A 15,304-nucleotide genomic window follows, 5' to 3' on the forward strand; every position below is an offset into this window, starting at 1 on the left:
CAGTGGCGCTCGACACGGGGCACACTGGGCGTCGGCGGTAGTGGGTTTCGCCGTGAGTGAGCAGGAGGGTAGTGAGCATGTATCGCGTATTCGAAGCACTCGACGAACTGGTCGCCATCGTCGAAGAGGCGCGTGGCATCCCGCCGACCCGCAGCTGCATCGTGCCGCGCGGTGACGTGCTGGAGCTGCTCGACGACGTCCGCGACGCCCTGCCCGGCGAACTCGACGACGCGCAAGACGTCCTCGACCACCGCGACAAGATCGTCGGCGACGCCCGCACCGGCGCCGAAACCACGGTCACCACCGCCAACGAGCAGGCGCGCACCACCATCGACTCCTCGCGCGCGGAGGCCGACCGCATCCTCGCCGACGCCAAGGCCCACGCCGACCGCATGGTCGCCGAGGCCACCGCGCACGCCGACCGCCTGGTGTCCGCCGCGCAGGCCGAGGCCGACCGCGTGATCGCCGACGGCAACGCCGAATACGACGAACTCACCGGTCGCGCCCAGATCGACGCCGACCGGGCCATCGAAGCGGGCAAGGCCTCCTACGAACGCTCGGTCGCCGACGGCAAGGCCGAACAGGCGCGCCTGGTCGCGCAGACCGAAGTGGTGCGGGTCGCGCACGCCGAATCCGCCCGCCTGATCGACGAGGCGCAGGCCGAGTCCGACCGGGTGCGCACCGAATGCGACGACTACATCGACGAGCAGATGGCCGATTTCGGCAACAAGCTGGCATCGATGGAGGAGACGCTCAACACCACCCGGCGCTCGATCAGCCGCGGTCGCCAGCACATGCGCGGCGCACCGGGCGCGGAATACCCCGAATACGCTGCCGACCACCGCCGCTGACCAGCACGCGCGTTTTGAGTTCCGGCAGGGTCCTGCCGTACTGTGGAGTGGTTGCCCCTTGTCCCCTCGACGGTAAGTGAGTCAGTGATGTCCGCCGGTTCCGGTTCGCCCGCGCGTCCACGCAAGACCAATGGTCCTGTGTCGGAGGCCGGTTTTGTGCTGGATGTCCGCAATCTCGGCCGTCGCGCCGGGACCATGCGGGAGCTGCATCGCACGGTCACCGACCACGAGCGGCTGGGTCTCGACCTGATCGCCATCCCGGCTGACGCCGAGGTGGAACTCGATCTGCAACTGCAGGCGGTCTCGGAAGGTGTGCTGGTCACCGGCACGGCGTCCGGGCCGACGGTCGGGGAGTGCTCGCGCTGCCTCGAACCGTTCGACGACCAGGTGCGGATTCGTCTGACCGAGCTGTTCGCGTATCCGGACAGCAACACCGAGAAGACGACCGAGGACGCCGAGGTCTACCGCATGGTGGACGATCTCGTCGATCTCGAGCCGGTGATCTTCGACGCCATCGGGCTGGAGCTTCCGCTGCAGCCGCTGTGCTCCCCGGACTGTGCGGGCCTGTGCCCCGAGTGCGGTGTGCGGATGGCGATTGCGGATCCCGACCATGGGCATGAGATACTGGACCCTCGCTGGGCGAAGTTGGCGAAGTTCGCCACTGACGAGCCCGGCACCGGCGACCCCGCTGAGGGTTCCACCCCTTAAACCGATCCGCTCACGCGGCAGCACCTGCCTGCGTGATCAGCGAAAACCAAGAGGAGAAGTACCGTGGCTGTTCCCAAGCGCCGGATGTCCCGTTCCAACACCCGGTCGCGGCGCAGCCAGTGGAAGGCCGTTGCGCCGACCCTGGTCACCTGCCCGAACCGCGCGTGTGGTGAGAAGACCCTCCCGCACATCGCTTGCCCGTCTTGCGGTACCTACAAGGGCCGCCAGGTCATCTCTGCTGTCTGATCGCCAGATCATTAGCAACGTGACAGCAAGCAAAGAACCAGTGGGCGCGGCGGATCACGCCAGCCTGCTCACCGCCCTCGGTGTCGACGTACGACCGGAGCTTCTGCGCCTAGCGCTGACGCACCGGTCGTACGCGTACGAGAACGGCGGTCTGCCGACCAACGAGCGCCTGGAATTCCTCGGCGACTCGGTACTCGGCCTCAGCATCACCGAGCGCCTGTATACCGAGCACCCCGAGAAGTCCGAGGGTGAGCTCGCGAAGCTGCGCGCCAGTGTGGTGAACATGCACGCACTGGCCGAGGTCGCGCGTGAACTCGGCGACGGCGGCCTGGGCCAGTACCTGCTGCTCGGTAAGGGCGAAGAGCTCACCGGCGGCCGTGACAAGCCCAGCATTCTCGCCGACGGCATGGAGTCGCTGCTCGGTGCGGTGCACCTCGAGCACGGCATCGAAACCGCGCGCGAGGTAGTGCTTCGCCTGTTCGCCGATCTGCTGGACCGTGGTCCGCGCATGGGCGCGGGCCTGGACTGGAAGACCAGCCTGCAGGAGCTCACCGCCGAACGCGGTCTGGGCGTGCCCGCCTACGAGATCACCTCGACCGGTCCGGACCACAACAAGGAGTTCACCGCCACCGCGATGATCGCCGGTCGTCCGTACGGAACCGGTGTCGGCCGCTCCAAGAAGGAAGCCGAGCAGAAGGCAGCCGGTGCGGCCTACAAGGCGCTGACCGACGAAATTGCTACTCCCGAAGCTTGATCCGTGCCTGAACTGCCCGAAGTAGAGGTGGTTCGGCGCGGTTTGGCCGATCACGCTGTTGGTCGCGCCATCGACTCCGTCGAAGTCACCCACCCGCGAGCTGTGCGCAGGCACGCCGCGGGTGGTGCTGATTTGGCGGCACGACTGACCGGGTTGCGGATCGACTCCGCCCAGCGTCGCGGAAAATATCTCTGGCTCACCTTCGACGAACCCGATCTGGCGTTGGTCGTGCATCTGGGCATGAGCGGGCAGATGCTCGTGCAACCCGCTGCCGCACCCGTCGAAAAACACGCGCACATCCGGGCCGTGCTCGGTGACGGTGCCGAGTTGCGATTCGTGGATCAGCGCACCTTCGGCGGCTGGGCGCTGGGTGGACTCGTCGAGGTCGACGGGACCGTGGTGCCCGATTCTGTCGCCCATATCGCACGCGATCCGCTGGACCCGCTGTTCGACCGCGAAGCCGTGGTCGCGGCCATTCGCGCCAAGAACACCGAGATCAAACGCGTCCTGCTGGACCAGACGGTGATCTCGGGCATCGGCAATATCTACGCCGACGAAGCGCTGTGGCGCGCCGGACTCCACGGCACCCGAATCGCCGCCGAACTCACCCGGCCGGTTGTGCGGAACCTGCTCGACGGGGTCACCGCGGTGATGACCGAGGCACTGGCCGTCGGTGGCACGTCCTTCGATGCCCTGTATGTGAATGTGAACGGCGAATCCGGTTATTTCTCCCGGTCGCTGGCCGCTTACGGGCGCGAGGACGAACCGTGCGATCGGTGCGGTACGGCATTGGTTCGGGAACAGTTCATGAATCGGTCGTCGTTTTCCTGTCCGAAGTGTCAGCGGAAGCCGCGCCGCCGCTGAACCGGGCAGGCGAAGGAGTGTCGGTGGCGTGTGTCACACTCGTCAATGATGAGCCGCCACACGACTTTCCGGTACTGCCTCGACCCCACAGTCGAGCAGTCCGACATGCTCTCAAGGCATGCAGGCGCGGCCCGTTTCGCGTTCAACCAAAGCCTCGACTTCGTGAAAACCGCTCTCGCTCAACGCAAAACCCGCCCAGCACATCCGGTCCCATGGACCCGGTTCGACCTGATCAAAACATTCAACACCTGGAAGAAGACCGAAGCCGCAGGACGGGTCTTCACTGTCGACGCGGCCGGAATCGCCGAAGTCCAGGTGACCGGGTTGGCATGGCGTGGCCAGGTGTCTCAGCAAGTTTTCGAGGAAGCCGCCGTCGACTGTGGTCGCGCGCTGGCCGCGTTCTCTGACTCCAGAACCGGCAAACACGCGGGCAAACCGGTCGGGTTTCCCCGGTTCAAGGCGAAGGCTAAAACCGTCCCGGCGTTCCGGATCCGCAACAAACCCGCCAAGACGGGGCGAGCATCGACCCGAGTCGGTGACCAGGGCTGCGCTCGGTCAGTGACGTTGCCTGGGTTCGGCGCGATCCGGGTTCGCGAGGACACCCGCCGTTTGCGGCGGATGCTCACCAAGGGCAGGGCGAGGATCCTCTACGTCACCGTTGCCTATCGGGTGCGACGCTGGTGGATCAGTCTGACCGTCGAAGCTTCCGATCTCCACACATCCCACCATCACCGGCCCCGCAATCATGGTGATGACGGTGGCTGGGTCGGGATCGACCGCGGGTTGACCGCCTTCGCTGTCGCCGCGAACGCCGACGGTACTGAGGTTGCCCGCATCAATACCGCGCCTAAACCACTGGCCGCTGGGCTGGATCGGCAACGACGGCTCGCGAAGTCGGTGTCTCGGAAACAGAGAGGATCCCACAACCATCAGCAGGCGGTCGCCCAGTTGGCCCGCCACCATCACAGGGTCGCTAATATTCGCCGTCATTTCGCTCATCAGGTCGCTAACCAGCTGGTCAAGACCCACGACCGGCTGGTTGTCGAAGACTTGCACGTGGCAGGAATGCTCGGCAACCGACGTTTGGCACGTGCGATCAGCGATGTCGGATGGGCGGATTTCGCGCGGCTGTTGGTCTACAAGCAGGCCTGGCATGGTGGCGCGGTCACCGTCGCGGATCGTTGGTTTCCATCGAGTAAAAGGTGCTCGGCCTGCGGCTCACTCAACCAAAGGCTGGCGTTGACGGATCGAGTGTTCGTCTGCGGGTGCGGGTTTCGCGCTGATCGCGACCATAACGCGGCGGTCAACCTCGCACTGTGGCCGACCATCGAACAAGACTTTTCACGATCCCCGGACCCCAAGCAGGAGGCCGGGTTACCAATGTCCGCCGACGGGAAGGCGCTGACCGAACCCCTGTGGGTATCGGTGAAACCGTCCTGGTAGACGCGGGAACCGAGGTTCACGCCACGCTTGTGGCGTGAACCAACGACGCCCGAGAAGGGCAGTGTCCGGGACCCTTTAGGTTTCCGGACACGCTGTAGCACCGAACTCGGCGAGTTCGACCCTCGTCTCGCCGTATTTGCGGGTCTTCAACGCCAGATAGCCTGTGGGCCAGGCGATTTCGGGTGAACGGCTCGACCGTTCCACTACCACCAGCGCGTCGGACGCGAGCCACCCGTTGTTCGCCAGTGCGGTGAGGTCGGCGATCACGTCGTCGGTGCTCACGTCGTACGGCGGGTCCGAGAACACCACGTCGTAGGCCTTGGGTGCGGTCTGCTTCAGCACCGACGCCACGCTGCCCAGGCGCAATTCCGCGCCCGGTAGACCGATTTCGGCGATGTTCGCGCGCACGATGTCGGCGGCCTTGCGGTCGGATTCGACCAGCAGTGCCTGTGCGGCCCCGCGTGACAGCGCTTCCAAGCCCAGCGCACCCGAGCCCGCGTACAGGTCGAGAACCAGCGTCCCGTCCAGATCCAGGCGCGAATCGATCGCGCTGAACAGCGCTTCGCGCACGCGATCCGAAGTAGGCCGGGTTCCGGCGGGCGGCACCTTCAAGCGCCGCCCACCGGCTACACCCGCGACGATGCGGGTCATTCGGACTCGCGGGCGACCAGTTCCACCAACAGGTCGCCGCCCTCTACCTGCGCGACCTTGGTGGTCGCGATCCGGCCGACCACGCCACCGCGCGGGGCGGTGATGGCGGCTTCCATCTTCATCGCCTCGATGGTGCCCACGGTGTCACCGGCGTGGATCTCGTCGCCTTCGGACACCGCCAGGGTGACCACACCGGCGAACGGTGCCGCGATCTGGCCGGGGTTGTTCTTGTCGGCCTTCTCCGCGACCGGCACCTCGGAGGCGATCGAGCGATCACGCACCGCGACCGGGCGCAGCTGCCCGTTCATGATGGCCATGACCGTGCGCATGCCCTTCTCGTCGGGCTCGGAGATCGCCTCGAGGCCGATGAGCAGGGTGACGCCCTTCTCCAACTGCACGCGGTGTTCTTCGCCGCGGCGCAGGCCGTAGAAGAACTGGTTCTCCGACAGGCCGGTGGTATCGCCGTACTTCTCGCGGTGGGCGTTGAACTCCGCGGTCGGGCCGGGGAACAGCAGCCGGTTCAGCGTTTCGCGGCGTTGCGCCGAGGTGCCGTCCAGACCTGCCTGTTCCGCTGCGGTGAGCGGGGTTTCGGGCTTGGGCTGGTTGCGTCCGGCCAGTGCCTTGGTACGGAACGGCTCGGGCCAGCCGCCCGCGGGTTCGCCGAGTTCGCCGCGCAGGAAGCCGATCACCGAATCGGGGATGTCGTAGCGGCCCGGATCGGCGGCGAAGTCCTCGATATCGACGCCGGTGCCCACCAGGGCAAGCGCGAGATCGCCGACGACCTTCGACGACGGGGTCACCTTGATCAGGCGACCCAGCAGCCGGTCCGCGGCCGCGTACTTGGCTTCGACCTCTTCGAACCGGTCGCCCAGTCCCAGCGCGATCGCCTGCTGACGCAGGTTCGACAGCTGACCGCCGGGGATCTCGTGGGTGTACACGCGCCCGGTCGGCGCGGGCAGACCCGATTCGAACGGTGCGTAGACCTTGCGCAGCGCTTCCCAGTACGGCTCGAGATCGCACACGTTCTGCAGGTTCAGGCCGGTGTCGCGGTCGGTGTGCGCGGTGGCGGCCACGATCGCCGACAGTGCGGGCTGACTCGTGGTGCCCGCCATCGCGGCAGACGCACCGTCGACCGCGTCGGCACCGGCTTGCCAGGCCGCCAGGTAGGTGGCCAGCTGACCGCCGGGGGTGTCGTGGGTGTGCACGTGCACCGGCAGATCGAAGTTACTGCGAAGGGCCGTAACGAGTTTCGCGGCGGCGGGGGCGCGCAGCAGACCGGCCATGTCCTTGATGGCCAGCACGTGTGCACCCGCGTCGACGATCTGTTCGGCCAGCTTCAGGTAGTAGTCCAGCGTGTACAGGGACTCGTTCGGGTCCATGAGGTCGCCGGTGTAGCTGAGCGCGACTTCGGCTACCGCAGTGCCGGTTTCGCGGACCGCGTCGATGGCCGGACGCATCTGGTCGACATTGTTCAGCGCGTCGAAGATGCGGAAGATGTCGATACCGGTGGTGGCGGCCTCGGAAACGAAAGCGCGCGTTACCTGTTCGGGGTAGGGCGTGTACCCCACGGTGTTGCGACCGCGCAGCAGCATCTGCAAACAGATGTTCGGCACGGCTTCGCGCAAGGCGGCCAAGCGTTCCCACGGGTCCTCGTGCAGGAAGCGCAGTGCCACATCGTAAGTCGCGCCGCCCCAGGCTTCGATCGAGAGCAGTTCGGGGGTCAGGCGCGCGACGTGCCCGGCCACCCCGAGCAGACCGTTGGTGCGCACGCGCGTGGCCAGCAGCGACTGGTGCGCGTCACGGAAGGTGGTGTCGGTGACGCCCAGTGCCTTCTGCTCGCGCAGGGCTTTGGCGAAACCGTCCGGGCCGAGGGTGAGCAGGCGCTGGCGCGAACCGGCCGGTGGCGGCAGCGTCAGGTCGACGGCGGGCAGCTTGTCGTACGGGTAGACCGTGGTCGGACGGTCACCGTTGGGCTTGTTCACGGTGACGTCGGCCAGGTAGGTCAGGATCTTGGTGCCACGGTCGGCCGAGGCGCGCGAGGTCAGCAGTTCGGGACGCTCGTCGATGAACGACGTGGTCACGCGACCCGCCTGGAAGTCGGGGTCGTCGAGCACCGACAGCAGGAACGGGATGTTGGTCGTCACGCCGCGAATGCGGAACTCCGCCAGCGCGCGCTGGGCACGGGCCGCGGCGGCGGGCAGGTCGCGACCACGGCAGGTGAGCTTGACCAGCATCGAGTCGAAGTAGGCGCCGATCTCCGCGCCCAGGTTCGCGCCGCCATCCAGCCGGATGCCCGCGCCGCCGGGGGTGCGGTAGGCGGTGATGCGGCCGGTGTCGGGGCGGAAACCGTTGGCCGGGTCCTCGGTGGTGATCCGGCACTGCAGCGCGGCGCCGCGGATCTGCACCGTTTCCTGGCTCAGGCCCAGGTCGGCGAGGGATTCACCGGCCGCGATGCGCAGCTGCGACTGCACCAGGTCGACGTCGGTGATCTCCTCGGTGACCGTGTGCTCGACCTGGATGCGCGGGTTCATCTCGATGAACACGTGGTTGCCGCGCTCGTCGAGCAGGAATTCCACGGTGCCGGCGTTGATGTACCCGATCTGCCGGGCGAAGGCCACCGCGTCGGCGCAGATGCGTTCGCGCAGCTCCGGCGACAGGTTCGGGGCGGGCGCGAGCTCGATCACCTTCTGGTGGCGACGCTGCAGCGAGCAGTCGCGTTCGAACAGGTGCATGACATTGCCGTGCTGGTCGGCCAGGATCTGGACCTCGATGTGGCGGGGGTTGACCACGGCCTGCTCGAGGAACACGGTCGGATCGCCGAACGCCGACTCCGCTTCGCGAGAGGCGGCTTCGATCGACTCGCGCAGCTGCTCGGGTGCGGCGACCCGGCGCATGCCGCGACCGCCACCACCGGCGACGGCCTTGACGAAGATCGGGTATTCGAGTTCGGCTGAGGCAGCGATCAATTCGTCGAGATCGGCCGACGGCTCGCTCGACTTCAGCGTCGGCAGCCCGGCCGCCTTGGCCGCGGCGATCGCGGTGGCCTTGTTGCCCGCCATCTCGAGGATCTCGGCCGTGGGCCCGATGAAGGTGATGCCCTCGGCGGCACAGGCCGCGGCGAGGTCGGGGTTCTCCGACAGGAAGCCGTAGCCGGGGTAGATCGCGTCGGCACCGGCGCTCTTGGCGGCCTCGATGATCGCGGCGATCGACAGGTACGCGCGAACCGGATGGCCCTCTTCGCCGATCTGATAGGACTCGGCCGCCTTGAGGCGATGCACGGAATTGCGATCTTCGTACGGGAACACCGCGACCGTTCCGATGCCTAGTTCATAGGCCGCACGGAAGGCACGGATAGCGATCTCGCCGCGATTGGCGACCAAGACTTTCGAGAACATTGGCCTACGGTACCCGGCTGTGAGCGCGGGCCGAACAGGCAAGGTGGGTTCGCGGCATTGTTCACACCGCAGGGCGTCCACCTGCGAAGTCGCGGTAATCCGACCGTCACATCTCACCCACCGCGGCGGTGCGCGGTGCGCGGGTCGGGTGGCAGTACTACACAGCGCGGGCGGCCGGGCGAACTCCCGATGGCGTTTTCACACGCAACCGCACGGCTACACCTACCGAAACTGCCTGAACAGGCGTATTTTTTAGGGCGCGGCGTGCGAAAGATGCACGAGCACGCGGATTTACCTCGGTGTACGCAGGTCACCGGGGATTGCGCGGTGCGTTCGGGAGCCTTACTTCGCACGTTACGCACGGGTAGGTTTGCGTAGAATCCCTTGCAGCACTGGACTTCTCCGCACGCAATGTCCGCATTCAGCGAATATTGCGAACAGTGCGCGTTAGTATCTTGCTCGTGCGGAAGATGTACGCGGGGGCCAGGCTACGAAGGCTGCGCGAAGAACGGCGAATGACTCAGGCAGCTCTCGCGAAATCGCTGGATCTGTCACCCAGCTATCTCAACCAGCTAGAGCGCGATCAGCGTCCGCTGACCATTCCCGTTCTGCTGAAACTGAACTCGACCTTCGACCTGGATGTGCAGTTCTTCGCCGCCGATTCCGACGCGCGGCTGGTCTCGGATCTGCACGAGGTGCTGGTGGAAGCCGCGGGCGGCGGCGATACCGCACCGATCACCGAGGTCGAGGAACTGGCCACGCGGCTGCCCGAGGTGGCCCGGATCGTGATCGCGATGCACCGGCGGCTGCGCGCGGCCACCGACCAACTCGACCTGCTGTCCGCGCGGGTGGACACCCCGACCGGCTCGCCGGGCACCCCCATGCCCTACGAGGACGTGCGCGACTTCTTCTACGACCACCGCAACCACATCTCGACCCTGGACCACGCGGCCGAGCAACTGTTCGAGGAATCGGGTCTGAGCATCGGTTCGCTGGATCGTCAGCTGGCCCGCATCGCCGAGGAACGCGCCGGGGTGACGGTGCTGGTGCGCGGCGACGGCGCCGACCCGACCATCCCCAAACGCCACTACGACCCCGACACCCGCACCCTGACCCTGGCCAGGCGGCTGCGTCCGGGCCAGCGCGCGTTCCAGATCGCGGTCACGCTCGGGCTGCTGCTCTACAGCCGCGAGATCGACACTGTGCTCGCCGAATCGCGGGCGCTGACCGGCGAATCCCGCACGCTGGCCAGGGTGGGGCTGGCCAACTACTTCGCCGGCGCGCTGATCCTGCCGTACGGGCGGTTCCTGCGATCGGCCGAGGAACTGCGCTACGACGTGGACCTGCTCGCGCTGCGTTTCGAGGTCGGGTTCGAGACCATCTGCCATCGCCTGGCCACCCTGCAGCGGCAGGGGCAGCGCGGAGTCCCGTTCTTCCTCGTGCGCACCGACCGAGCGGGCAATATCTCGAAAAGGCAGTCCGCCACCGCTTTTCACTTCTCCCGTGTCGGCGGCAGCTGCCCGCTGTGGGTCACGCACGAGGCCTTCGCCCAACCGGGCCGCATCCTGACCCAGATCTCGGAGATGCCCGACGGGCGCCGCTACCTGTGGATCGCGCGCACCACCCCGGCCGCGCCGCAGGGGCACGGGACGGCGGCGAAGAACTTCGTCATCGCGCTGGGCTGCGATATCGAATACGCCGACCGGCTGGTGTATTCGCAGGGACTGCAGCTGGACGAATCCATGGTGACGGTGCCGATCGGGGCCGGATGCAAGGTGTGCGAACGGCCCGCGTGCCCGCAGCGGGCATTCCCGCAGATCGGGCGGCCGCTGGCGGTGGTCGAGCACACCAGCACCGATCTGCCGTATCCGCGGTTGCCGTACAGCGCCACGAACGCGGTCGCGCGAGCGGTGCCTTCGTAGCTCAGGATTTGGCGAGGTATTCGAGGCGTTCGCCGTCGACGGCGGCGTGCATCATGCCCGCCAGGCCGGGGTGGTTGACCAAACCGGGATCTTCGGCCACGACCTGTCTGGCCAATTCCTGTGCGGCGGTGATGACTTCGAGGTCGTCGAGCAGCGAGAGCAGGCGTAGCGAGCGCGCGGTGCCCGACTGTGCCGAGCCCAGGACATCGCCCTCACGGCGTTGACGCAGGTCGAGGACCGACAGTTCGAAACCGTCGGTGGTGGCGGCGACGGCGTCGAGCCGGGCCATCGCCGTGCCGCCGGGTGCGGCATCGGTGACCAGCAGGCACAGGCCAGGATGCTTGCCGCGTCCGATGCGGCCGCGCAGCTGGTGCAGCTGGCTCACGCCGAACCGGTCGGCGTCTACGATCACCATCACTGTCGCGTTCGGTACGTCGACACCGACCTCGACGACGGTGGTGCAGACCAGCACGTCGATGGTGCCGTCGTTGAATTGGCGCATCACGTGGTCTTTTTCGTCGGACGGGAGCCTGCCGTGCAGCAGGCCGACGCGCACGCCGGACAGCGGACCGGCGCTCAACGTCTCGTACATCTCGACAGCGGCGGCGGTAGTGGGTGGCTCCTTCTCCTTCTTACCCTTGGCCGGTGGCGCGTCGGGGTCCTCGCCGATGCGCGAGCACACCACATACGCCTGCCGACCCTGCCCTACCTCTTCGACGATGCGTTCCCAGGCGCGATCCACCCAACCCGGATGTGCCTTGCGCGGAACGACTTTGGACACGATCGGTGAGCGGCCCTTGGGAAGCTGGGTGAGCGTGGAGGTTTCGAGGTCACCCAGGGTCGTCATCGCGATGGTGCGCGGGATCGGGGTGGCGGTCATGACCAGCAGGTGCGGACTGATGCCGTCTTTGGCCTTGGCGCGCAACGCATCTCGCTGTTCGACGCCGAAGCGGTGCTGTTCGTCGACCACGACCAGGCCGAGGTCGAAGAACTCCACGGAGTCCTGGATCAGCGCGTGGGTGCCGATGACGATGCCCGCCTCGCCGGTCATCGCGTCCAGCAGTGCGGCTTTCTTCGCGGCGGTCGACATGGATCCGGTGAGCAGCACGATTTTGGTCGACTTGTCGGCGGCGCCGAGTTCGCCCGCGTTGCCGAGTTCGCCGAGCATGGCGCGCAGTGAGCGATAGTGCTGGGAGGCAAGGACTTCGGTCGGGGCCAGCAGTGCACACTGTCGGCCCGAGTCCACCACTTGCAGCATGGCGTTGAGTGCCACGATCGTCTTGCCCGAACCCACTTCACCCTGCAGCAGGCGGTGCATCGGGCGGGTGCGTGACAGGTCTGACGAGATGTCCTCGAGCACCTGCAGCTGGCCTTCGGTGAGCTCGAACGGCAAACGCTGGTCGAAGGTCGCGGCGATGCCGTCGGGGGTGGGCGGGCAGGCCGGGGCGGTGCGACCCTCTACCTCGTGACGGCGTTCGGCCAGCACCAGTTGCAGGGCGAGCGCTTCATCGAAACGCAGTCTGTCCCTGGCTTTTTCGATGTCGAGCTTGTGTTCGGGCAGGTGGATCAGACGCAGGGCGTCGGAGATCGGGAGCAGTTGGCGTTCGTCGCGCAGGTCTTCGGGTAGCGGGTCCTCGATGGGGTCGAGTTGGTCCAGGACCTGACGGATGCACGCGAGCAGGTCCCAGCTCTGGACCTTCGCGGTCGCCGGGTACACGGGGACGAACTCGCGCTCGAAGAACGAGGCATCCACTCCCCCAGCGCCTTTCGCGCTCTGCGCCAGCCCACGCAATGCACCGCTGCCGCGCACGGAGGTCAGTTCCTCCACGCCCGCTTCGGCCTTGTCGGGCAGGATCAGGTAATCGGGGTGCGACAGGTTCCAGCGATCGGGCCGCCACCAGTGCACGGTGCCCGACATCATCGCTCGCACACCCTCTTTCACCAGATAGCGCACCTTGTCACCGTTGAAGAAGGTGACCTCCATCGGACGTTGCGCGCCGGTGTCCAGCTGCACTTTCAACAGCGAGCCGCGGCGGTTCTTCATCGGGCGCAGTTCGGTTTTCGTCACGCGGCCGATGACCGTGATGTGCGCGCCCTCCTCCGGCTCCTCCTCGGTGAGAGGCTGGCCCTGGGTGGCGTAGCGCGCCGGGTAGTGGCGCAGCAGGTCCTCGACGGTGGTCATGTCGAACGCCTCGGTCAGCCGGTCGGCCGCCTTCACGCCCAACACGTGGTCGAGCCGGTCACTCAATGTCGCCATCTACTCGACCCCTATCTGCACCAGATCCGCTTGCTGTCCACCGGAATACACGACCACCTCGACACCGGGGAAACCGGCCGTCACATGATCGGCGAGCACCTGCGCCAACTCGGGCCCCGCATCGGCACCCATCAGCAGGGTCACCAATTCCCCACCCAGACCCAGCATTCGGTCCAGCAGGATGCGTCCCGCGCCGACCACGTCCGGGTCGATCACCACCACATCATGGCCGACCAGCCCCAATCCGTCACCGGGCGAACACATTCCGACCATGGTCAACGCGCGCACCCGAGCCGCCCGCAACGCACCCCACCGGGTGGTCGCCGCCGCCTCCGACATGGCGAACGCGTCATCGACCGCGATCCGCCCCCGATCATGCACCGCCAACGCCGCCAACCCCTGGACCATCGAGGCACTGGGCAACAACAACACGTCACGTGACCCGTCACGCGCGGCCACACCCGCGGCCACCAACTCCTGCGCGGGCAAGGCTCCGTTGGGCAACACCAACACTTCCCGATTCGGCATCGCGCGGATCGCCCGCAGCAGGGTGTCCGTATCGACCTGCCGATCGCCCCGCACCACCACCGCGCCGGCATCCTCGAACAGTCGCGCGGCAGCGGCGCCGGCGGCCACCGCCAGCACACCACGGTCCGCGAGGACATTGCGCGCGGCTTCCCCGAGGACGGGGCCGTCGCCGGTGACCGGCACACCATCGCGGCCGGCGGAGTCCGGCAGCCGATCACCGGCGCTCGCGTGCGACGTGGAATTGTCCCGGCCGTGCTGGTCGGCGCGCCCTTCAGTGCGCAACTCGTGGTGGCCGCCCAGCGGCGCGGTCACCGCGAAACTCTCGATGCGAATCCCGGTGACCGTCCCCACCGCCAGCCCTGCCTCGATCGCGGCACCGGCATCGCGACAGTGCACGTGGGCGGACCAGGTGGCGTCACCGTCACCGACGACGACCACGGAGTCCCCGAGAACGGCGAGACGATCCCGCAGACCGCCAGCGGCCGCGTCATCGGTGCCGGAGATCACGTACATGACCTCGAAGTGCGGATCGGTGCGATCCTGGTCGGCACTCGCCCCCCGGCATTGCGTGTCCGACATCGCGCGCGTTCCGCCCACGGCGGCTGCATGACGGAACTCACCATCATCGTCCGAAGGGTCGATTCGCCGCCCCGATCCGCGGTCGATCGTCCCCCTCGCAGCGTCGGCGCTGACGGCCGCAGCCGAATCGAGTCGCGGTGCCGGGTCGTCGTCGCGTCGGTCCTCGGTAGAGCACGCTTTCCCGTCACGGCCGGACCGAGGGTGTGGGCCGTGCTCGCCTCGGTCTCCGCGCGTGTACCTGACCCGGGTGGGTGCTTCGCCACAGACTTCGGCCACCAGGCAGTCCAGCAGCACCAACAGGCCGCGCGCGCCCGCGTCGACGACGCCGGCCGCGCGCAGAACGCCCAGTTGGGCCGGTGTTTCGCTCAGGGCGCGGGCGGCGCCGTCGGCAGCGCTTCGGGCAACGGTGGCCAGCGAGGGGTCGGCGGATTCGGTGGCGGCTACCGCGGCCCGGTCGAGGACGGTCAGGATCGTGCCTTCGACCGGGGCACTCAATCCCGTTCGCACCAGCACCGCCGACCGGCGCAGTGCGGCCTGAAGTCGCTCGCCGGTCAGCGGGCCCGCGATGACAGCCTCGGCGATCCCGCGCAGCACCTGGGACAGGATGATCCCCGAATTCCCACGCGCACCGGTGGTCGCGCCGCGGGCCAGTGCCTGGGCGACCAGATGCGCATTGACGGGCGTGCGGTCGGTGGGCGCTTGGGCGCGCAGGTGCGCGTTGACGGGCGTCCGGTCGGTGGGCGCTTGGGCGGGCAGATGCGCGTTGACGGGCGTCCGGTCGGTGGGCGTCTGGGCGGGCAGATGCGCGTTGACCGCCGTCCGGTCGGCGCCCGCCTGAGCAGCCTGATGCGCGTTGACCGCCGTCCGGTCGGTGCGCATCTGGGCGACCGCGTCGACACCCGTTCGGTCGGCGATATCGACCACCTGTTCGCCGGTATCCGCCGATCCTGCGGCCGGAGTGCCCGATGTCACGTCCACGGTTTCGCGGGCGTCGGATCGCATCTCGAGCACCGCTCGCTCAGCGGCGGCGACCGCGGCGCGCATGGTGGCGAGCAGGTTGGTTCCGGTGTCGGAGTCGGCGATGGGAAACACGTTGAGGGCGTCGA

The 15,304-nt window shown here is 67.5% G+C and carries 11 protein-coding genes; 7 read left to right on the forward strand and 4 right to left on the reverse strand.

Annotated elements, in window-relative coordinates; genetic code table 11:
* The first annotated feature begins 77 nt into the window (after positions 1-77).
* From ACFWU5_RS01610 to ACFWU5_RS01635, 6 genes are all read left to right on the forward strand, one after another.
* Positions 78-851 (forward strand): DivIVA domain-containing protein, encoded by a 774-nt coding sequence (locus ACFWU5_RS01610; protein ID WP_379240976.1) that lies wholly within the window; start codon positions 78-80, stop codon positions 849-851.
* A gap of 87 nt (positions 852-938) precedes the next feature.
* Entirely contained in the window at positions 939-1,559 is a 621-nt protein-coding gene (locus ACFWU5_RS01615; RefSeq protein WP_379240648.1) for a YceD family protein, read from the forward strand.
* Between the two features lie 63 nt (positions 1,560-1,622).
* Positions 1,623-1,805: a 50S ribosomal protein L32 gene (rpmF, locus tag ACFWU5_RS01620; RefSeq protein ID WP_379240647.1), complete on the forward strand. Its 183-nt coding sequence runs from the start codon at positions 1,623-1,625 to the stop codon at positions 1,803-1,805.
* 19 nt (positions 1,806-1,824) lie between these two features.
* Positions 1,825-2,559 carry a ribonuclease III gene (rnc, locus tag ACFWU5_RS01625; protein ID WP_379240646.1) on the forward strand — a complete coding sequence of 245 codons (735 nt, stop codon included), beginning with the start codon at positions 1,825-1,827 and terminating at the stop codon, positions 2,557-2,559.
* Positions 2,560-2,562: 3 nt separating this feature from the next.
* Entirely contained in the window at positions 2,563-3,423 is an 861-nt protein-coding gene (gene mutM, locus ACFWU5_RS01630; protein ID WP_379265767.1) for a bifunctional DNA-formamidopyrimidine glycosylase/DNA-(apurinic or apyrimidinic site) lyase, read from the forward strand.
* A 48-nt stretch (positions 3,424-3,471) separates the two neighbouring features.
* A complete protein-coding gene (locus ACFWU5_RS01635; RefSeq protein ID WP_379265768.1) occupies positions 3,472-4,866 on the forward strand; it encodes an RNA-guided endonuclease TnpB family protein in 1,395 nt (464 codons plus the stop codon).
* Positions 4,867-4,941: 75 nt separating this feature from the next.
* Here ACFWU5_RS01635 and rsmD read toward each other — a convergent pair whose 3' ends face one another.
* On the reverse strand, positions 4,942-5,517 hold the full coding sequence (gene rsmD, locus ACFWU5_RS01640) for a 16S rRNA (guanine(966)-N(2))-methyltransferase RsmD (protein ID WP_379265769.1): 576 nt from the start codon (positions 5,515-5,517) through the stop codon (positions 4,942-4,944).
* On the reverse strand, positions 5,514-8,912 hold the full coding sequence (locus ACFWU5_RS01645; protein WP_379265770.1) for a pyruvate carboxylase: 3,399 nt from the start codon (positions 8,910-8,912) through the stop codon (positions 5,514-5,516). Before ACFWU5_RS01645 ends, rsmD begins: the two co-directional genes overlap by 4 nt.
* Positions 8,913-9,373: 461 nt before the next feature.
* Here ACFWU5_RS01645 and ACFWU5_RS01650 point away from each other — a divergent pair, with 461 nt between their 5' ends.
* Positions 9,374-10,834, forward strand: a complete 1,461-nt coding sequence (locus ACFWU5_RS01650; RefSeq protein ID WP_379265771.1) for a short-chain fatty acyl-CoA regulator family protein — start codon at positions 9,374-9,376, stop codon at positions 10,832-10,834.
* A gap of 1 nt (position 10,835) precedes the next feature.
* Here the strand turns inward: ACFWU5_RS01650 and recG are convergent, their stop codons facing one another.
* Positions 10,836-13,091, reverse strand: coding sequence for an ATP-dependent DNA helicase RecG (gene recG, locus ACFWU5_RS01655; RefSeq protein ID WP_379265772.1), 2,256 nt, complete (start codon positions 13,089-13,091; stop codon positions 10,836-10,838).
* Positions 13,092-14,909: a DAK2 domain-containing protein gene (locus tag ACFWU5_RS01660; protein WP_379266197.1), complete on the reverse strand. Its 1,818-nt coding sequence runs from the start codon at positions 14,907-14,909 to the stop codon at positions 13,092-13,094.
* Between the last annotated feature and the right edge of the window lie 395 nt (positions 14,910-15,304).

Origin of the sequence: Nocardia sp. NPDC058640, assembly GCF_042716995.1 — a bacterium.
GTDB lineage: Bacteria > Actinomycetota > Actinomycetes > Mycobacteriales > Mycobacteriaceae > Nocardia.